Here is an 18,798-nt window from a genome sequence, read left to right as displayed (position 1 = left end):
GTACGGGGTCAGGACGCGCCCCTACCCACGCGTCGCTGCCATCTCGTCGGCGTCGCCGGTGGCAAGCCACTGGCCCTCCGGGCGCGGGACGGAGTTGAGCAGTTGGGCGGTGTACTCGTCCGCCGGGTTGTCGAGCACCGACTCGGTCGGCCCGGACTCGACGACCTTGCCGTGGTGCATGACGTAGAGGTACTCCGAGGCGTGCCGCACGATGGACAGGTCGTGGGTGATGAACAGGCAGCTGATCCCGCGCTGGGTGCGCACCTCCTGCAGCAGGTTCAGGATCTGCGCCTGAACCGACATGTCCAGCGCCGACACCGGCTCGTCGCAGATCAGCACCTGGGGCTCCACCGCCAGTGCCCGGGCGATCGCGACGCGTTGCCGCTCGCCTCCGGACAGTGCCGACGGACGCCGCTGGGCGTAGCCCGCCGACAGGCCGACGGACTCCAGGAGCTCGGCGACCCGGCCCTCGACGTTGCCGCCGCCGCGGTCGTGGGTGGTGATCGCCTCCTTGAGCGTCCAGCCGATGGTCCGCATCGGATTGAGGCTCGAATACGGATCCTGGAACACCGTCTGCACCGTCTGCCGGAGCCTGCGGCGGTCGCGCGTGGTCAGAGCGCTCCAGCTGCGGACCGGGATGCCGTCGATCACGATCTCGCCGCCGGACGGCGACTCGAGCCCGACCAGCATCCGGGCGATCGTGGTCTTCCCCGACCCGGACTCCCCGACGATCCCGACGCTCTCGCCCTCGCGGACCGAGATCGACACGTTGTCGACGGCGGTGACGGTGCGGCCGCCGCTCTCGAAGACCTTCTCGATGTTCACGACCTCGATCAGCGCACCGTCGGAGCGGCCCTCGGCCGGCACGGTCGCGCGCTCCTCGCTCCTGCTGAGCAACGCGGCCATGTCGGCCCCGATCTCCGGCAGCCGGACACAGCGTGAGTGGCGGTCGTCGCTCACCTCGGCCAGGGGCGGCACCCCGTCCCGGCACACGTCCTCGGCCCAGCGGCACCGGGACGCGAAGGCGCAGCGGTCCTGCACGTCGGCCGCCGACGGGACCGAGCCCGGGATGGCGACGAGCTGGCGCACCCGGCGGTCGGCCGGCGGTTCGGACAGCAGCAGTCCCTGCGTGTACGGATGCAGCGGCCGCTCGCGCACGTCGTCCGCGCGGCCCGTCTCGACCAGCGATCCGGCGTAGAGGACCTGGATCCGGTCACAGGTGGCGAACGCGACCCGCAGGTCGTGGGTGATGAGGATCAGGGCCATGCCTCGCGCCGCCTGGATCCTCTTGATCAGGGCCAGGACCTCGCGCTGCGTGACCACGTCCAGCGCCGTCGAGGGTTCGTCGGCGATCAGGACCTGGGGGTCGCGGGCCAGCGCCGCGGCGATCGCGACGCGCTGGCGCATGCCGCCGGAGAGCTGGAACGGGTAGCGCTCGACGACCGACTCGTCGGTGATGCCCACCTCGGCGAGCCGCCGGATCGCCTCGGCTCGCCGCTCGGCGCGGCTCAGCCGCCGTTCGGGGAGCAGCGACTCCTCCAGGATCCGGCCGCAGCGCATGACCGGGTTCAGCATCGTGAACGGGTCCTGCATGATCATGCCGATCCGGCGGCCGCGGACGCCGCGCCACTGCCGTTCGGACAGCTCGAGGAGGTTCTGGCCGTCGAACCGGGCGGTCCCGCTCGCGACGACACCCTCGGGCAGGAGGCCGATGAGGGCCTTCGCGCTCATCGACTTCCCGCTGCCGGACTCGCCGACGATGCCGATGCTCTCCCCCGCTGCGAGCCGCAGGTCCAGCGAGCTGACGATCGGGGCGCCGATGTCGGTGCGCTCGATCCGCATGCCCTCGACCTCGAGGACGGGACGGCCGGAGGTGGGCGTGGGCTCGGTGTGGGGGCTCAACGGGCTGCTCCTCGCCTCGACATCTTCTCGTACACCCAGTCGCCGATCAGGTTCACCGCCGTGGCGGTGAACGCGATGGCGATACCGGGCGCGATGCTCGCGACCGGGTTGCTGAACAGCAGCGGCTGGTTCTCCGACAGCATCTGGCCCCAGTCGGGGGTACCCGGCTCGGCGCCGAGGCCGAGGAAGGACAGGCCGGCGATGGCCACGAGCGACCCGGCGAAGATGATGACCGAGTTCGCGACGGCGGTCGCGGCGATGTTCGGCCAGATGTGCCGCACCATGATCCGGCCGTTCGAGACACCCAGCGTCTTCGCCGCCTCGACGTACGGACGCGGGACCTGCTCGAGCGTGGCGGCGCGCATGACGCGGGCGTCGGTGGGGATCGTGAGCACGGTCAGCAACGCGACGGCCAGCCAGTAGCCCCCGCCCAGCGCACCGGCCACCACGATGATGATCAGCAGCGACGGGATGGCCACCATCAGGTCGACCCAGCGCATCAACAACGAGTCGACGAGCCCGGCGCGGTAGCCGGCCAGGAGTCCGAGCAGGTTGCCGCAGACCATGGCGACGACGGCGATGAACAGCGGCCCCAAGATCGCGGACCGCGCACCGGCCAGCAACCGGGAGAACACGTCGCGGCCCAGGCCGTCGGTGCCCAGCCAGTGGTCCGCGCTCGGCGGCGCCAGGCTGCCGAGCACGTCCTGCTGGGCCGGGTCGTGCGGCGCCAGGGCCGCACCGAAGAGTGCCACGATCAGGACCAGCCCCATGAACCCGAGGCACAGGCCGATCAGGAGCGGCGGACGGCTCTTCACCCGGCGCCTGGTCAGCTGCTGCGGCGCCGTGACGGCGGCTTCGGTCATGCCGACCTCCCTTCGAAGCGGATCCGCGGGTCGATCGCCACGTAGGCGAGGTCCGCGAGCAGGTTGGCCAGCACGATCAACACGGCGATGAGGATCGACAGGGCCTGGATCATCGGCATGTCGCTGGTCTGGGCGGACTGCACCAGAAGCTCACCGATGCCACCCAGTGAGAACGTCGCCTCCACGAACACCGCCCCGGCGAAGAAGAACGCGAGCAGGGCCCCGGAGACCGTCACCACGGGGATCAGCGCGTTCCGGAACGCGTACCGGACCAGCACATGTGCCCAGCTCAGGCCCCGGGCCCGGGCGAACGTGATGTAGTCCTGATCCAGCACGTTGATCATCGAGGCCCGGGTGTGCCGCAGCAGGAACGCGGCGACGCACAGGGCGAGGGCCAGCGCCGGCAGGGTCAGGTGCCACAGCTGGTCGAAGAACCCCTCGCCGCGGCCGGCGGCCGGGAAGATCGGTACCAGGACGGCGAACAGGTACAGGAGCAGGATCCCCATCACGAACGGCGGCGTGCTCAGCGCCACGACCGCCCCCGCCACCAGGCCGCGGTCGAGCAGCTTCCGCTGGCGCAGCGCGGCGATGATCCCGGGGACGACGCCGAGGATCACCGTCAGGAGGTAGGCGTAGACGGCGAGGAACGCCGACGGTCCCAGCCTGATCCCGATCTCGTCCGTGACCGGGAGCGTGGTCAGCGTGGACTCGCCGAAGTCGAACACCAGCGCGTCCTTCAGCCACAACCAGTACTGGGTGAAGAACGGTTCGTCGAGGTGGTACCGCTCCGTCAGCAGCTGCACCAGCTCCGGCGTGGCCGGCTTGCCGCCCAGATAGGCGTCGACCGCGGTGCCCGGGGCGATGTGCACCAGGGAGAAGACGAGGAACGACAGGATCGCGACCAGGACCACCAGCGCGACCAGGCGCTTGCCGATCATCAGCAGGACGGCGCGGGCGGTCATCGCGCCACCACGTTCAGCAGCCAGGGGAAGCTCATCCAGAAGCTGTCGTACTCGACGATGTCGTACTCGGCCGAGGCGTAGGTGTTGCCCTCGGCGTACACCGGCACGTAGGGAACGTCCTCGGCGACCTTCTTCGACAGCTCCGTGTAGATCCGCAACCGCTCGGCCGGGTCCTGCTCGAGCAGCCCTTCCGCGAGCAGCTCCTTGACCTCCGGCGGCGTGTACTGGGCCAGGTTCAGCGAGATCGGCTCACCCGCGTCGTCGGTGCGCAGGAAGATCGAGTCCCAGTCCGGGTCCGGTGTGCAGGCGCCGGTCTCGGTGAAGGTGAGCATCGGGTCGCCCTCGGAGATCATCCCGAACCACGCGGTGTCCGGGACGACCGTGACCGTGGCGTCGATGCCGATCTCGGCCAACTGGGCCGAGACCACCTGGGCGGTGGCGGAGGAGCTGCCGGGGATGGTGAGGTCGTAGCTGAACCCGTCCGGGACCGACGACTGCGCCAGCTCGGCCCTGGCGGCGTCCAGGTCGAACGGATAGGTCTCGACCTGGTCCAGCGCCGCTTCGACCTCGTCGGCGGACCCGAGCGACGCGAAGAGCTGCGGGGAGATCAGGGTGTGCAGCGGCGCCCCCGCGCGTCCCTGGGTGGAGGCGATGATGTCCTCCCGGTTGATCGCGTGCGCCACCGCTCGGCGGACGTGGATGTCGTCCCACGGCGCGGTCCGCGTCGGCATGCTCACCAGTGACGTCGCGCAGGTGGCCGTCGTGTACGTACTCGCCGTGCCGGCGGCGGCGACGAAGCCCTCGGGCTGGGAGATTCCCGGCGCGATGTCGATCTCACCGGCCCGCATCGCCAGGGCCATGCTGTTGTCGTCGGTGAAGAACTTGACCGAGACCCGGTCGATCGGCGGCTTCCCGCCCCAGTAGTCCTCGTGCGCCGACAGCTCCATCCCGCTGGTGGGGTTGAGGCTGTCGAACTTCCACGGGCCGGTGCCCACCGCCAGCGTGGCCGGGCGCCCGAACTCCTCGCCGGTCTGCTCGGCCTGCGCCTTCTGGTAGATGACGCCGTAGTACATCGCGGGCACGTACTGCCACGACGCGTCCGGCTGCTGCAGCGTCACCCGGACCGTGTACTCGTCCGGCGCCTCGATGCTCGCGACGGCGGCGAACATCGTGCTGGTCCCGCCGGCCGCCGGCGCCATCCGGTCCCAGGAGTACTTCACGTCCTCCGACGTCAGCTCGGTGCCGTCCCAGAACCTGACGCCCTCGCGCAGCGTGTACTCGTAGACGGTGTCGCTGACCCGCTCCCACTCCGAGGCCAGCCACGGCTCGAGGTTCCCGTCCACGCCGACCTGCAGCAGCGGCTCCAGCGCGTTCATGTTGACGGACAGGCCCGACATCACGTTCTGCGACGGGTCGACCAGCGGCACCTGGCCCGCGATGCCGACGGTGAGGTGCGCGATGTGCTCGTCCGACACCGGCTGGCCGGCGTCCACGTTCCTGGCCGTGGCCCCGGGATGCTCGCTCTCGCCGCTGGACGGGTCGTCGTCGTCCGCCGGTGCGTTGCCGGCACAAGCTGCCAGCAAGGTGGCGCCGAGCAGGCAGGACACGACCCGCGCCCGCCGCCACCCCCTGTTCCTGGTCGATCCGGACATGCGCTCACTCCTCGTCTGAGCACGCCGCGCGGCGCGGTCATTTCGGCACCAGGTTCAGCGCCCAGGGAAGGTTCATCCAGAAGTAGCTGTGGTATTCGACGAGGTCGTACGTGGTGGAGGCGTACGTCGTCCCCTCGGCGAACAGGGAGATGTAGGGGACGTCCTCGGCGACCTGCTTCTGCAGGTCCGTGTAGATCCGCAACCGCTGCGCCGGGTCCTGCTCCAGCAGGCCCTCGGCCCACAGGCCGGTGACCTCCGGCGAGGAGTACTGGGCCATGTTCAGCCCGATCGGCTCACCGGCCTCGTCGGTGTCGAAGAAGATCGAGTCCCAGTCCGGGTCCGGCGTGCAGGCGCCCGTCGCGGAGAACGTCAGCGGCCGGACGTCCTCGCGGAGGGCGGCGTACCAGGCCGTGTCCGGGAGCACCTCGACGGAGATGTCGATCCCGATCTCGCCCAGCTGAGCGGCGATCACCTCGGCGATGGCGGCGGAGGACGGAGGAATGGTGAGGTCGAAGCTGAACCCGTCCGGGACCGACGACTGGGCCAGCTCGGCCCGGGCCGCGTCGAGGTCGAACGGATAGGTCTCGATCTCCTCCAGCGCGGCCTGGACCTCCTCCTCGCTGCCGAGCGTCCGGAACAACTGCGGGGCGATCGCGTACACCGCGGGTCCGGCCGCGGAGCCCTGGGCGGCGGCGACGATGTCGTCCCGGTTGATCGCGTACGCGACCGCCCGGCGCACGTGCACGTCGTCCCACGGCGCCCGCCGCGTCGGCAGGCTCATCCTGGCGGTGCCGCAGGTCTCCACCGTCGTCACCGTGTTGCCGCCGGCGGCGGCGTCGAAGCCGGTCGGCCCGCCGACGACGGGTGCGAGGTCGATCTCACCGGCCCGCAGCGCCAGCGCCATGCTGTTGTCGTCGGCGAACGACCTCACCGAGATCCGGTCGATCGGCGGGGTGCCGCCCCAGTAGTCGTCGTACGCGGACAGCTCCATCCCGCTGGCCGGGTTGACGCTGTCGAACTTCCACGGACCGGTCGCCACCAGGAGGGTGCCCGGCTGGCCGAACGCCTCCCCGGTCTCCTCGGCGAACTTCTTCTGGAAGATCACCGAGTACCACATGGCCGGTGTGTACTGCCATGACGCGTCCGGCTGCTTCAGGGTCACCCGCACCGTGTCGGCGTCGACGGCCTCGACGGTGTCGACCGCGGCGAAGTACGTCGCGCGCCGGCTCTCTGGCGCCCGCAGGTGGTCCCAGGAGTACTTGACGTCCTCGGCGGTCAGCTCGGTGCCGTCCCAGAACGTGACGCCGTCGCGCAGCGTGTACTCGTAGACGGTGTCGCTGACCTGTTCCCACTCGGTGGCCAGCCACGGCTGCAGGCTCCCGTCCGGTGCGATCCGCAGCAGCGGCTCCAGGCCGAGCTGGTTGACGTTGAGGCCCGCTTCCATGTTGTCCGCCGGGTCGACCAGCGTCACCTTGCCGGGGATGCCCACCGTGAGCAGCTCGATGTGCTCGTCGGAGACCGGTGCGCCCGGAGCCACCGTCCGCGCCGTGTCCGCCGGCCGCTCACCGTCCCCGGCCGCCCCGTCGCGGCCACCCGCGGAGTCGTTCCCCGCACAGGCCGTGACCAGCGCCGTGGTGAGCAGACCGGCCACGAGCCACGCCCGGCGTCCGTGCCGTCCCCTGGTTCTCGTCGCATCGGACATGCGTTCACTCCTCTACTTGGGGACGAGGCTCAGCACCCAGGGCAGGTTCGACCAGAAGCTGCTGAACTCGACCAGGTCGTACTCGGTCGAGCCGTAGGTGTTGCCCTCGGCGTAGAGCGGCACGTAGGGAACGTCCTCGCCCAGGTGTCCGAGGACCTCCGCGTAGATCCCCAGCCGCTCCTTCGGGTCCTGCTCCAGCAACCCGTCGGCGAGCAGCTGCGTCACCTCCGGCGGCGCGTACTCGGCGAAGTTCAGCCCGACCGGCTGCCCGGCCGCGTCGGTGTCCATGAACAGGGCGGCCCAGCTCGGGTCGGGTGAGCAGGGACCGGTCTGGAAGAACGTCAGCGGCTTCTCGTCCTCGCCGAGGGCGGCGTAGTACGCGGTGTCCGGGAGCACCGCGACGGTGAGGTCGATGCCGATCTCGCCCAGCTGTGCCGCGATCACCTCGGCCATCGGGGCGGAGGTGGCGGTGACCGTGAGGTCGTAGGCGAACCCGTCCGGGACCGACGACTGGGCCAGCTCGCCCTCGGCGGCCTCCACGTCGAACGCATAGGTCCGTACCCTGTCCAGCGCCGCGTCGACCTCCTCGTCGGAGCCGAGTGTCCGCAGCAGCTGGTCCGAGATCAGGTGCTCGGCCGGCCCGGCCGCGGCGCCCTGGGCCGCCGCGATGATGTCGTCCTGGTTGATCGCGTACGCGACCGCCCGGCGCACGTGGACGTCGGTCCACGGCTCGCTCTGGGTCGGAATGCTGAGCAGCGTGTTGGCACAGGTCTGCACCGTCGTGACGGAGTTGCCGCCGGCGGCGGCGTCGAAGCCTGTGGGTCCCGCCACCGTCGGGGTGATGTCGATCTCGCCGGCCCGCAGCGCCAGCGCCATGCTGTTGTCGTCGGCGAAGGCCTTGATGGAGATCCGGTCGACCGGGGGCTTGCCGCCCCAGTAGTCCTCGTGGGCCGACAGCTCCATGCCGGTGGCCGGGTTGACGCTGTCGAACTTCCACGGACCGGTCGCCACGAGCAGCGTGCCCGGCTGGCCGAAGGAGTCTCCGGCCTCTTCGGCGAACGTCTTCTGGAAGATCACCGAGTACCACATGGCCGGTGTGTACTGCCATGACGCGTCCGGCTGCGTCAGCGTGACCCGCACCGTGTACGGGTCCACGGCCTCGACGGTATCCACCGTGGCGAAGTAGTTGGCCCGCCGACTCTCCGGCGCCCGCAGGTGGTCCCAGGAGTACTTGACGTCCTCCGCGGTCAGCTCGGTGCCGTCCCAGAACGTCACGCCCTCGCGCAGCGTGTACTCGTAGACGGTGTCGCTGACCTGCTCCCACTCCGTGGCCAGCCACGGCTGCAGCTGACCCTCCGGGTCGATGCGCAGCAGCGGTTCCAGGCCGAGCTGGTTGACGAAGAGGCCCGACTCCATGTTGTCCGCCGGGTCGACGAGCGTCACCTTGCCGGCCAGACCCACGTTCAGGTGCGGGACCTGCTGGTCCGAGACCGGCTGGCCCGGCTCCACCGTTCTGGCCATCGAGGCCGGCCCGGCCCTGCCGCTGGCCGGAGTCTGCTCGGTGTCGCCGCCGCCGGCACACGCCGCGAGCAGTGCCACGCCGAGAACGCAGGACACGATCGGCGTACGGCGCCGCCGTCGCCTCGGAGCACAGTTCGTCTCGGACATCTCAACACCATTCGGTTGTCGTGGCAGAGAATCCGCGTCCCGTCTCGGGACTCAGCGAAGAGCCCGGCCTCCGCTTCAGGCCCTGCGTCTAGCTGGCCCATGTCGTGACGTGGAGCACAGCATTGTCTGATTGCTTATGCCTGTCAAGACCTAATCGACTGGTTCAAGCGCGCGGCGGCGAGGCTTGACCGATCGGGTCGATACCTGTCTACTTTCCTAGGCTGAATCGTTGCGGAAGGAGCCGGAGTGACCGATCCGCTCACGCCCGAAGACCTGGTCTCGGTCCGCACGATCACGGATGCCCAGGTGTCCGCGGACGGGCGGATCCGCGCCTGCATCGTCTACGACCCGCCGCCGCCTCGCGGTGAGTCGCCGCGGGCCGACATCTGGGTCGAGGCCGGCGACGCACCGATCCGGGCCGTGACGTCAGGCCCCGGCGTCGACCTCCTGCCGCGGCTGTCGCCCAGCGGGCGCTCCCTCGCCTTCGCCTCGGACCGCGAACAGACCGGACTCTGGCGGTTGTACGTCCTCGCGCTCGGCGGTTCCGGGCAGCCGGAGGGTCCACGCAGGATCGACGCCCTGACCGGGGTCGTCGAGGACATCGTCTGGGCCTCCGACGAGTCCGGGCTGCTGGTCCGCACGGCCGACGACGGCGCTGACACGGGGAACATCGGCGGCGGCCTGCGCTTCGTCACGGCCGAGGAGCAGCAGGCCGCCTTCACGGTGCGCCGCCCCGCCACGGCCTGGCGCCGCCTGCAGTGGGTCGACCCCGCCTCGGGTGCGGCCCGGGAGGTGGGCCCCGAGGGCCTGGCGATCTGGGACGTCGGATGGGCCGGCCACGGCCCGGTGGCCGCCGTGGTCTCCGCGGACCCGAGCGAGAACGCCTGGTACGACGCCGAGCTGGCGGTCCTGGACCTCGAGGCCCGCACGGCGCGCACCGTCCACACGCCGAGGTGGCAGCTGCAGTCGCCGGCGGTGTCCGAGGACGGGCGGACGCTGGCCTTCGTCGAGGCGCCGCAGAGCGACCGCGCCCTGCTCGCGGGACCCGTCACGATCCTGGATCTGGACAGCGGGCAGGTGAGCCGCCCAGGCCTCGACGTCGACCTCACACAGCTGCGGTGGACGCGCGACGGCCGGCTGTTCTGGGTGGGCGTCGCCTCGGTCGGGACCGCGTGCGGGTTCCTCCGGCGCGACGGTGCGCACTGGCGCGTCGAGGAGATCTGGCGGGACCGGGCGACCCTCGGCAGCGGCTACCTCGTCCGGGCGAGCTGCAGCCTCGACGGCGGCACCGTCGTGGCCGCCTACCAGGCCCACGACCAGCCGCACGAGCTCATGGAGCTGGCCACCGCCGGCGACCGGCCGGAGTGGCGGGCGATCACCGAGGTCAACGCCGCGCTGGCCGGCCGCTCAGTCGGCCGGGAGACGGTGCATCGCTGGACCTCGCGGGACGGCACAGAGATCGAAGGTCTGCTCCTGCTGCCCGGCGACGGGTCGCCGAACGCCGGGCTCCCCCTCGTCGTCGTGGCACACGGCGGCCCCACGAACGCCTCGACGTCGGTCTTCCTCCAGGGCGCCCACCGAGGCGACGCCCGGCTGCTCGTCCAGGCCGGCTGCGCGGTGCTGCTGCCCAACCCCCGCGGGTCCACCGGCCGCGGCCTGGAGTTCATGGCCGCCAACATCGGCGACCTCGGCGGCGGGGACCTGGCCGACCTCGAAACAGGGGTGGAGTCGCTGGCCCGATCGGGTCTGGTCGATCCGGCGCGGGTGGGGATCGTCGGCCTGTCCTACGGCGGGTACATGTCGGCCTGGGCCGCCGTGCGTAGCCCGGTGTTCGCCGCGTCCGTGCCGGTCTCCGGACTGATGAACTGGCTGAGCTTCCACAACACGTCCAACGTCGGCCGCTTCGACGAGATCTTCCTCGACGGCGACCCGTACAACCCCCAGGGCCCGCACCTCGAGCGCTCGCCGGTGATGTACGTCCGCGGCTGCCGCACCCCCACGCTCCTGCTGCACGGCGACGCCGATCTCGCCTGCCCGATCAGTCAGGCTCAGGAGTTCTACCAGGGGCTCGCGTCCGCCGGCTGCGAGACCGAGCTCGTCGTCTACAAGGACGCCGGCCACGGCATGACCCAGCGGGAGCAGGCGATCGACGTCAGCCACCGCATCGTCGGCTGGTTCACCCGTCACCTCGGCCTGACCTGCGCCTAGGTGCGAATCCCCAACTGCCGACCGGGCCGTCCCCCTGCTGCCGAGTGGGCCGTCCCCCTGCTGCCCATTCTCTTAGCCGCGCACCCGCGCCTCAAGCGGACTGATGGGCGCTTCGCGCCGACGGGACCGCTTGACCCGCGGCCACGCGGCCTAAGAACTGGCAGCTACCAGGGGGACGGGGAAGAACCGGGCACAGCCTGCCCGAAATGCACCGTTGGCTTCCTGGGTGTGAGGCGCGTCCTGGGTCTGAGTCGCGCTGAACCGCCGAAAGAGGCCCGGAAACGCGACTCACACCCAGGACGCGCTCCACACCCAGGTTGGTGAGCACCCGGCGTCCTGGTCTGCCGTCACGTCCTGGTCCCCAGTCACGCCACCAGCCCCGAATCCTCCGTTTCGCGTCACGGCAGACCACGACGTAACGCCAGACCAGGACCCGCCCGTCGCCACACGTCCCCCGTCCCCCTGATAGCTGCCGAGTTCTTAAGACCGGGGACGTGCGGGTCAAGTCCAAGCCCGGAAGCACAGCGAAGAAGCACCACAGAGGCGCGGACTTGAGGCGCGCGTCCACGGCCTAAGAAAATGGGCAGCAGGGGGACGGTCAACTCGGCAATCTCCCCCGCAGAACGTGTGGCGTCAGGCCGCGAGGACGGCGCGAAGCGCCGACTCGAACAGGTCGATCCCGGCGTGCAGGTCGTCGGCCGCGATCGTGAGCGGCGGCGCCATCCGGACGATGCCGCCCATGCCGGGCAGCTGCACGATGTTGACGTGCAGCCCGCGGTCCAGGCAGGCGGCCGTGACCGCGCGGCCGAGCCCGTCGGCCGGGGCCTTGCTGGCCTTGTCCGTCACCAGCTCCACCCCCTGCAGCAGGCCGCGGCCCCGCACGTCGCCGACGACGTCGAACCGGTCCTCCAGGTCCAGCAGGCGCTCGGACAGCTGCTTCCCCAGCAACTGCGCCTGGGACACCAGCTCGTCGCGCTCGATGACGTCGATCACGGTCAGCCCGACGGCGGCCGCCAGCGGGTCCGAGACGTGCGTGGTGAAGAACAGGAAGCCACGGTCGTGGCAGACCTCCTCGATCGCCGGCGAGGTCAGCACCGCCGAGACCGGCAGGCCGGCACCAAGCGTCTTCGACAGCGTCAGCAGGTCCGGGACGACGCCGTCGCGTTCGAAGGCGTACATGGTCCCGGTGCGCCCCAGCCCGGTCTGCGCCTCGTCCAGGATCAGCAGCATCCCCCGGGCCTCGCAGTGCTCCTTGAGCCGGGCGAGGTAGCCCTCCGGCAGCTCGATGACGCCGCCGGAGGACAGGATCGGCTCGGCGATGCAGGCCGCGAGGCTGCCGGAGGACTGCTGGTCGACCAGGCCGAACCCGTAGTCGAGCTCGGCCGCCCAGTCGTGGCCGCCGTCGGCCCGCCGGAACGGCGAGCGATAGGCGTTGGGGGTGGGCAGCACGAAGGTGCCCGGAACCGGCGGGCCGTAGCCGTGGCGGCCCGCCGAGAAGGTCGCCGCCGCCGCGCCCGACGTCATGCCGTGCCAGGACCGGTCGAAGGCCACGATCTCGTGCTTGCCGGTGTAGAGCTTGGCCAGCTTGAGCGCGGCCTCGTTCGACTCCGCACCGGTGCTGAGCAGCAACATCCGGCTCAGTCCGGCCGGCAGGGTGGCGGCGAGCCGGCCGGCGAGATCGACCACGGGCCGGCTCAGCATCCCGGAGTACAGGTGGTCCAGCGTCGCCGCAGCGTCGGTGATCGTGCGCACGACGTCGGGATGGGAGTGGCCGAGGACGGCGCTCATCTGGCCGGAGGTGAAGTCGAGGATCGCGGTCCCGGCGGAGTCGTACATCCGTGACCCCGACGCGCGCTCGATGATGCGCGGCGTGAAGGCGCCGCTGTACCGGATCAGGTGGTCGGCCGCGGCCTGCCAGAACGTCTCCTCGTCCACGGACTGCTCCCCTTGCTCGACAGGTTTGACCTAATCGACTGTGTCATAACTGCGGCCGCTTAGACCTATGACGTTCGCCTCAGCCTGATAGGTTCGACTGGACACCATCAACAGTGGTGTACTTGTGCTGCGTGTACCTGTAGAGGGGGAACGAGCAGTGGTCGACAAGATCCAGGTGAGCCTGTACTCCGATGTGCCGATCTACCGGCAGATCGTCACGCAGCTGTCCTTCATGATCGAGACCGGCGACCTCGGGCCCGGCCAGGCCCTGCCCAGTGCCCGCCTGCTCGCCGACAACCTGCACATCAACCGCAACACCGTGGCCCGGGCCTATGCCGAACTCGGTGAGATCGGCCTGGTCGAGGGGCGCGGTCGCAGCGGGACCATCGTCGTCGGACCCGGGCCCGAGCGCGAGGGCTCGCTGGCCCGCGACCAGGCCCGGCAGGTGCTGGAGGCGGCCACCCGCGAGTGCATCGAGCTCGGCCTGTCCGCCGCCGAGATCCAGTCGCTGGTGATGAGCCTGGCGCTGCGCGCCGAGGACGACCTGTTGAAGGTCTCGTTCGTCGAGTGCAACGTCGATCGCGCCAAGTACTTCGCCAACGAGCTCGAGGACAAGATCGGCGTCAAGGTCAAGCCGCTGGTCATCGGCACGTTCGAGCCCGAGGAAGAGCGCGCCGACCTCGTACTCACGACGTTCTTCCACCTTGCCGAGGTGCGCGGGCTCATGCGCCAGCCGAAGACCGAGGTCGTCGCCATCGTCGTCGCCCCGCACGTCCAGACGCTCGTGCAGATCGCGTCCGTGGCGAAGAACGGGACGGTCGGCATCTGGTACCGCACCGACGAGCAGGCCATCACGGTCAGGGACTCCCTGCGCGACTCGGGCATCAAGAACATCGAGGTGCTCGACGGCATCGAGGACAAGGACCTCGAGGGCGTCGACCTGGTCGTGATCCCCGACGAGATGACCGACCTCGAGGCACAGCTCGACGGCAAGGTCGAGGTCATGCGGTTCGGCAACGTGCTCGACGCCGCGTCGATCCGCATGGTCAGCGACGTCGTGCGCGACATGCAGCAGCTCAAGCGCGGCACGGCACCGTCGCCCGGCCAGGCGCCGGCGGCCGGTGTGCCGACGCCCGTCCACACAGCCTGACCGTCGTCAGGCGCTGACGAGGTCGATCCGCCCCTCGGCGATCAGCCGCTTCACCGCGGCCTTGTCGCCCTTGCCGATCCCGGTGGTCGGCAGGCTGGGCACCAACGCGGCCGCCGACGGCCGTTTGAAGCTCGGCAACGCGTCGCGGCAGAACGTGAGCAGACCCTCGGCGGTGACGTCGCTGCCCGGCTTCGGCACCGCCACGACCACCGGGGTCTCGCCCCACCGGGCGCTCGGGATCCCGACGACGATGGCCTCCTGGACGCCGCCGTGCCGGAACGCCACCGCCTCGATCTCCGCCGGTGCGACGTTGAAGCCGCCCGAGATGATGATGTCCTTGAGCCGGCCGGTCAGGAAGACGAGTCCGCGGTCGTCGACCCGGCCGATGTCCCCGGTCCGCAACGCGCCCGTCGCCGTCAGCGCGCCGTTCGTGGCCGTGACGTCGCCGAAGTAGCCGCGCATGCGGCTGGGGCCGGCGGCGAGGATCTCACCACCGTCGCCATGGCCCTCGAGCGGGTCGAGGCGCAGGTCGGTCGTCGGGAAGGCGCGTCCGACGGTCGCCGGCTCGGCCCGCAGCATGGCGTGCGACGCGACGGAGACGCTGACCAGCTCGGTCAGTCCGTAGAACTGGTGCGTCTCCACCCGGGGCAGAACGTCCCACCACGTCTCCAGCAGCCGCACCGGCATCGGCTCGGAGGCGAACAGGATCCACCGGAGCCCGGCGAGCTTGTGCAACGGCGCGTGCTCGACCAGCCGGCTGAGGATCGTCGGCACCGCGTCGAACGTCGTCGCCCGGGTGCAGGCGTCGGCAACCCGGTCGACGTCGAAGCCGGGCAGGATCTCCAGGCACCCGCCGGTGCTCAGCGCGGGGAGGACGTGTTCGGGGATACAGGTGTAGAGCGGCAGGAAGACCAGGCCGCGGTCGGTCCGGTCGAACGGGAGGGCCGCGGCCATCTGCAGCGCGGTGTGGAAGATCGACCCGTGCGTGTGCTCGACGCCCTTCGGCCGCCCGGTCGAGCCGCTGGTGAGCATGATCTTGCAGACGCTGTCCGGCGCGATCCGGGGCAGCGCCGGGCGCGACGGCCCGCGTGGCGGCGCCGCCAGCTCCAGCAGCCGGTAGTCCTGCTCGAGTCCGTCCCGGAGCCCGTCGGGCAGCCGCCCGGCGAAGATCGTCCGCACGCCGACCAACTCGAGCTGGTCGCGGATCGCCGCGAGATCGAGCATCGTGTTGACGGGCACCGCGACGCAGCCGGCCCGCATGATGCCCAGATAGGCGGCGACGTAGGCCGACTCGTTCCGGCCGATGATCCCCACCGGCTGCCCCGGCCGCAGTCCGAGGCCGAGCAGCCCCCGGGCGATCTGCTCGGTCCGGGACCAGAGCTGCGCGTACGTCCAGAGCTCACCGTCGAAGATCAGCGCCGGATCGTTCGGGTGCGCACGCGCCACGGCGCCGACCTGCGCCACCACGGTGTCCACCATGCGCTAGCCCTCCCGATCGGCCCGGCCCGACAACCACGTCCGTTCCGCCTCGTCCCAGGCGGCGAGCGCGTGGTACTCCGGCACCAGGGCGAGGCCGCTCCTGGTGTCCGGCGAGACCGGTTCGCGGGAGACGCTGACGGCGACCAGGGCGGGCGCGTGGGCGAAGGCCTCCTCGAGCGCCGCGCTCAGCTCGTCCGCGGTGCCGGCGCGGTATCCGGCGACGCCGAGGCTCTCGGCCAGCCGGTCCCAGGCGCAGGGCCCGAGCTCCGTGCCCAGGACGTTGCCCTGGTAGTGCTGGAGCTGGTCGGCGCGTTCGATGTTCCACGCGTTGTTGTCGGCCACCACCACGACGAAGCGCGCGCCTTCGCGGACCGCCGTCTCCAGTTCCATGACGTTGAAGCCCAGGGCGCCGTCCCCGACGAGCGCGACGACCGTGCGATCGGGATGGTTGAGCGACGCCGAGACCGCGAACGGCACACCCACGCCGAGGCAGCCGAACGGGCCGAGGTCCAGATAGGTCGGCGTCTTGAGGCTCGATCGCGACCACGACAGGATGTCGCCGCCGTCGACGATCACGATCGCGGCGTCGTCGAGGTGCTCGTTGAGCGCACGGATGACCTGGTACGGATGGAGCCCGCCGGCCGCGGCCGGCTGGGTCCGCATCGTCTCGGCCAGACGCCGCCGCTTGCCGGCGTTGGTCCGCACGAGGTCGTCGCGCCAGTGGTGGTCCGGTGCGGCCGGTGTGGCGCCGGCCGTCAGGAGGGCCTCCAGCGCGGAGCGCGGATCGGCGCGCAGCTCGACGTCGCCGCGGCGGTTGGCCAGCACCTCCTCGGAGTTCCGGCCGATCCGCAGGAAGCCCTCGGCGGCCCGGAACACCGCCGGGGAACCGTAGGCCACCTCGAAGTCCAGCTGCCGGCCGATCGTGATCACCAGGTCCGCCTCGGCCATCGCCCGGGCGCGGGCCGCGGGCACGAACGAGGCGAGGCTCTCGGACATCGCTCCCCGGCTCGCCCGGGTGTCCAGATACACGGCCCCGGTCGCGCGCACGAACTGCGCCAGCAGGCCGGGCACGGTGAGCGCCTCGCGGCCGGCCAGCACCAGCGGCCGCGTGCTCGCCGCGATCGCATCGGCGGCCCGCTCGACGGCGCCGGGCTCGGGCGGTCGCGGCGCCCGCGTCCGGCGCGGATACGCCGTGTACGGCGGGGCGGCCGGCCGGCGCAACAGCTCGGTGCCGAACTCCACGTACACCGGGCCGCCGGGTCCGTCGTCGCCCAGCGCGGCGCTCACGGCGCGGTCCAGGCGATCGACGACGTGGCGGGGCGAGCGGACGACCTCCACCGAGCGGCAGACCGGCGCGACGATCGCGGCCTGGTCGATCTCCTCCAGGGCGCCCATGCCGGCCTGCTCGTCCGGCGGCCGGGTCGAGATCACCAGCACGGGCGAGCCGGCGAGGAAGGCGCAGCCGATCCCGGTCACCGCGTTGGTGAGACCGGGCCCGGTGGTCACGATCGCGACGGCCAGCCGGTGGCGCAGGTCCGCCTCCGCCTGGGCCATGTGCACGGCGGCCACCTCGTGCCGCGCCGTCACGACGCGCACGCCCCGGCCGGCCAGCTCCGCCCAGATCGGCTTCATGTGCGACCCGGGCAGGCTGAACACCCGCTCGACGCCCTGACCGCTCAGGTAGTCGGCGATCGCAGCGGCCACGGTGTGCGACGCGGCGTCCTCGTCGGGCGTCACCGGGCGTATGCCTCGCGGAGCAGGGCGTGGTCCAGGGCGGCCGCGGTGATGCCGTCGCGGCCAACACACGTCGTCGCGGCCACGATGGCGTTCAGGATCGCCTCCTCGGTCGCGTCGATGACCGCGTCGAACAGGCCGTTGACCACCGCGTTGCTGACCATCCGCAGCTCGATCTCGTCCGGGCCCGGCTCGATCAGCCCGACCCGTGGCAGGCCGTCGTTGCCGGTCGCGAACGCCAGGATCAGGTCGCCGCTGCCGTTCTCGCCGGATCCTCCGGTGCGGCCGATCCCGAGGGCGGCGCGCTGGGCCAACCGGTCGCACTGGTGCGGCAGCAGCGGCGCGTCCGTCGCGATCAGCACGATGATCGACCCACTGCCGCGGGCCGCACGGATGGCCGCGTCGAACGGCGAGGGGACGACGTCGGCAGGGATCCGCTCGCCCACCGGCACGCCGTTCACGCGCAGCCGCCCACGCCGGCCGTGGTTGGCCTGTACGAGGACGCCGACGGTGTAGACCTGCCCGCCGCCGGCGGTGACCAGCCGCGACGACGTGCCGATGCCGCCCTTGAACTCGTGGCAGATCATGCCGGTCCCGCTGCCCACCGACCCCTCCGGCACGGCGCCGCCGGACAGCGCGTCGAAGGCCGCGTCCACGTGCTCGGCCGTGACGTGCTGTCCGTTGATGTCGCTGAGGATGCCGTCGTAGGTCTCCGCCACGACGGGCAGGTGGAAGTAGAGCTCGTCGTCGCCCCGCTCGCGGTGCAGTCGGGCGACGATCGCGTCGCGGACGACGCCCACCGAGTGGGTGTTGGTGAGACCGATCGCGGTCGTGAGCTGTCCGTTCTCCTGGATCCACGGCAGCCCGGTCATCTCGCCGTTGCCGTTGAGCCGGTGGAGTCCGGCGAAGACCGGCGACCGCCAGACCGCCGGCCGGGGTTCGACGATGGTCACCCCGGTGCGCACCGGCCCCTCGCCCACGACCAGCGCTCCCTCACCGGCCACCAGCGAGTGGTGCCCCACCCGGACGCCGCCGACGTCGGTGATCGCGTTGTGCCGGCCGGTCGGCAGAGCACCGACGACGATCCCGAGGTCGCGGGATCGCGCCGTCACGCGAGCCGTGCCCGCCGCGCGTTGCCGGCGATGTACGCGACCAGCTCCGCCGTCGGCGTGCCGGGCCCGAACACCTCGTGGACGCCGAAGCCCTTGAGCTTCTCGGCGTCCTCGGGCGGGACCGTGCCGCCCACCACGAACAGGACGTCGGTGCGGTCGTTCTTGCGCAGCAGCTCGCACAGCTCCTCGGCGTACTCGAGGTGGGCGCCGGACAGGCTGGACAGGCCGAGGACGTCGGCGTCCTCCTGCACGACCGCGCGCAGGATCGACTCCGGCGTCTGGTAGATGCCGGTGTAGACGACCTCCATGCCCGAGTCGCGCAGCGCCCGCGCCACGACCTTGGCGCCTCGGTCGTGCCCGTCGAGACCCGGTTTGGCGATGACGACCTTCAGCGGTGCCTGACGGCCGGTGGCGGATGTCATGGTCATTCG

General features: G+C 71.2%; 13 protein-coding genes. 2 read left to right on the top strand and 11 right to left on the bottom strand.

From position 1 onward, the window contains the following. Nucleotides 1-21: 21 nt before the first annotated feature. Genes BLV05_RS09605 through BLV05_RS09580 form a run of 6 tightly spaced genes read right to left on the bottom strand, consistent with a single transcriptional unit; the run spans nt 22 to nt 8,680 of the window. The gene (locus BLV05_RS09605; protein ID WP_197683601.1) at nt 22-1,902 is read right to left on the bottom strand and encodes a dipeptide ABC transporter ATP-binding protein; all 1,881 of its coding nucleotides are present in this window, start codon (nt 1,900-1,902) and stop codon (nt 22-24) included. Further along, a complete protein-coding gene (locus BLV05_RS09600; protein WP_152690876.1) occupies nt 1,899-2,765 on the bottom strand; it encodes an ABC transporter permease in 867 nt (288 codons plus the stop codon). The genes BLV05_RS09605 and BLV05_RS09600 overlap by 4 nt, the downstream gene beginning before the upstream one ends. Continuing rightward, nucleotides 2,762-3,727, bottom strand: a complete 966-nt coding sequence (locus tag BLV05_RS09595; protein ID WP_046770296.1) for an ABC transporter permease — start codon at nt 3,725-3,727, stop codon at nt 2,762-2,764. The genes BLV05_RS09600 and BLV05_RS09595 overlap by 4 nt, the downstream gene beginning before the upstream one ends. After that, nucleotides 3,724-5,379, bottom strand: coding sequence for an ABC transporter substrate-binding protein (locus BLV05_RS09590; protein WP_082155459.1), 1,656 nt, complete (start codon nt 5,377-5,379; stop codon nt 3,724-3,726). Before BLV05_RS09590 ends, BLV05_RS09595 begins: the two co-directional genes overlap by 4 nt. A gap of 37 nt (nt 5,380-5,416) precedes the next feature. Further along, nucleotides 5,417-7,081, bottom strand: coding sequence for an ABC transporter substrate-binding protein (locus BLV05_RS09585; protein ID WP_082155458.1), 1,665 nt, complete (start codon nt 7,079-7,081; stop codon nt 5,417-5,419). A gap of 12 nt (nt 7,082-7,093) precedes the next feature. After that, nucleotides 7,094-8,680 (bottom strand): ABC transporter substrate-binding protein, encoded by a 1,587-nt coding sequence (locus tag BLV05_RS09580; RefSeq protein WP_046770293.1) that lies wholly within the window; start codon nt 8,678-8,680, stop codon nt 7,094-7,096. A 315-nt stretch (nt 8,681-8,995) separates the two neighbouring features. Between BLV05_RS09580 and BLV05_RS09575 the strand changes: the two genes are divergently transcribed. Beyond that, nucleotides 8,996-10,957 (top strand): alpha/beta hydrolase family protein, encoded by a 1,962-nt coding sequence (locus BLV05_RS09575; protein WP_052762719.1) that lies wholly within the window; start codon nt 8,996-8,998, stop codon nt 10,955-10,957. A 633-nt stretch (nt 10,958-11,590) separates the two neighbouring features. Here BLV05_RS09575 and BLV05_RS09570 read toward each other — a convergent pair. Beyond that, entirely contained in the window at nt 11,591-12,892 is a 1,302-nt protein-coding gene (locus BLV05_RS09570) for an aspartate aminotransferase family protein (RefSeq protein ID WP_046770292.1), read from the bottom strand. Nucleotides 12,893-13,049: 157 nt separating this feature from the next. Here BLV05_RS09570 and BLV05_RS09565 point away from each other — a divergent pair, with 157 nt between their 5' ends. Further along, nucleotides 13,050-14,042, top strand: a complete 993-nt coding sequence (locus tag BLV05_RS09565) for a GntR family transcriptional regulator (protein ID WP_046770291.1) — start codon at nt 13,050-13,052, stop codon at nt 14,040-14,042. A 6-nt stretch (nt 14,043-14,048) separates the two neighbouring features. Here the strand turns inward: BLV05_RS09565 and BLV05_RS09560 are convergent, their stop codons facing one another. The 4 genes from BLV05_RS09560 to BLV05_RS09545 are packed head-to-tail and all read right to left on the bottom strand — an operon-like array spanning nt 14,049 to nt 18,789. Continuing rightward, entirely contained in the window at nt 14,049-15,521 is a 1,473-nt protein-coding gene (locus BLV05_RS09560; RefSeq protein WP_046770290.1) for a class I adenylate-forming enzyme family protein, read from the bottom strand. A 3-nt stretch (nt 15,522-15,524) separates the two neighbouring features. Continuing rightward, nucleotides 15,525-17,258 (bottom strand): thiamine pyrophosphate-binding protein, encoded by a 1,734-nt coding sequence (locus tag BLV05_RS09555; protein WP_046770289.1) that lies wholly within the window; start codon nt 17,256-17,258, stop codon nt 15,525-15,527. Beyond that, entirely contained in the window at nt 17,255-18,367 is a 1,113-nt protein-coding gene (locus BLV05_RS09550) for a DmpA family aminopeptidase (RefSeq protein ID WP_046770288.1), read from the bottom strand. Before BLV05_RS09550 ends, BLV05_RS09555 begins: the two co-directional genes overlap by 4 nt. Continuing rightward, a complete protein-coding gene (locus BLV05_RS09545) occupies nt 18,364-18,789 on the bottom strand; it encodes a cobalamin B12-binding domain-containing protein (RefSeq protein WP_046770356.1) in 426 nt (141 codons plus the stop codon). Before BLV05_RS09545 ends, BLV05_RS09550 begins: the two co-directional genes overlap by 4 nt. Nucleotides 18,790-18,798 lie beyond the last annotated feature (9 nt).

It is taken from the genome of Jiangella alkaliphila, assembly GCF_900105925.1.
GTDB classification, from domain to species: Bacteria; Actinomycetota; Actinomycetes; order Jiangellales; family Jiangellaceae; genus Jiangella; species Jiangella alkaliphila.
The sequence above is the reverse complement of the archived record's forward strand: the minus strand, read 5'-3'. Positions and strand labels throughout refer to the sequence as shown.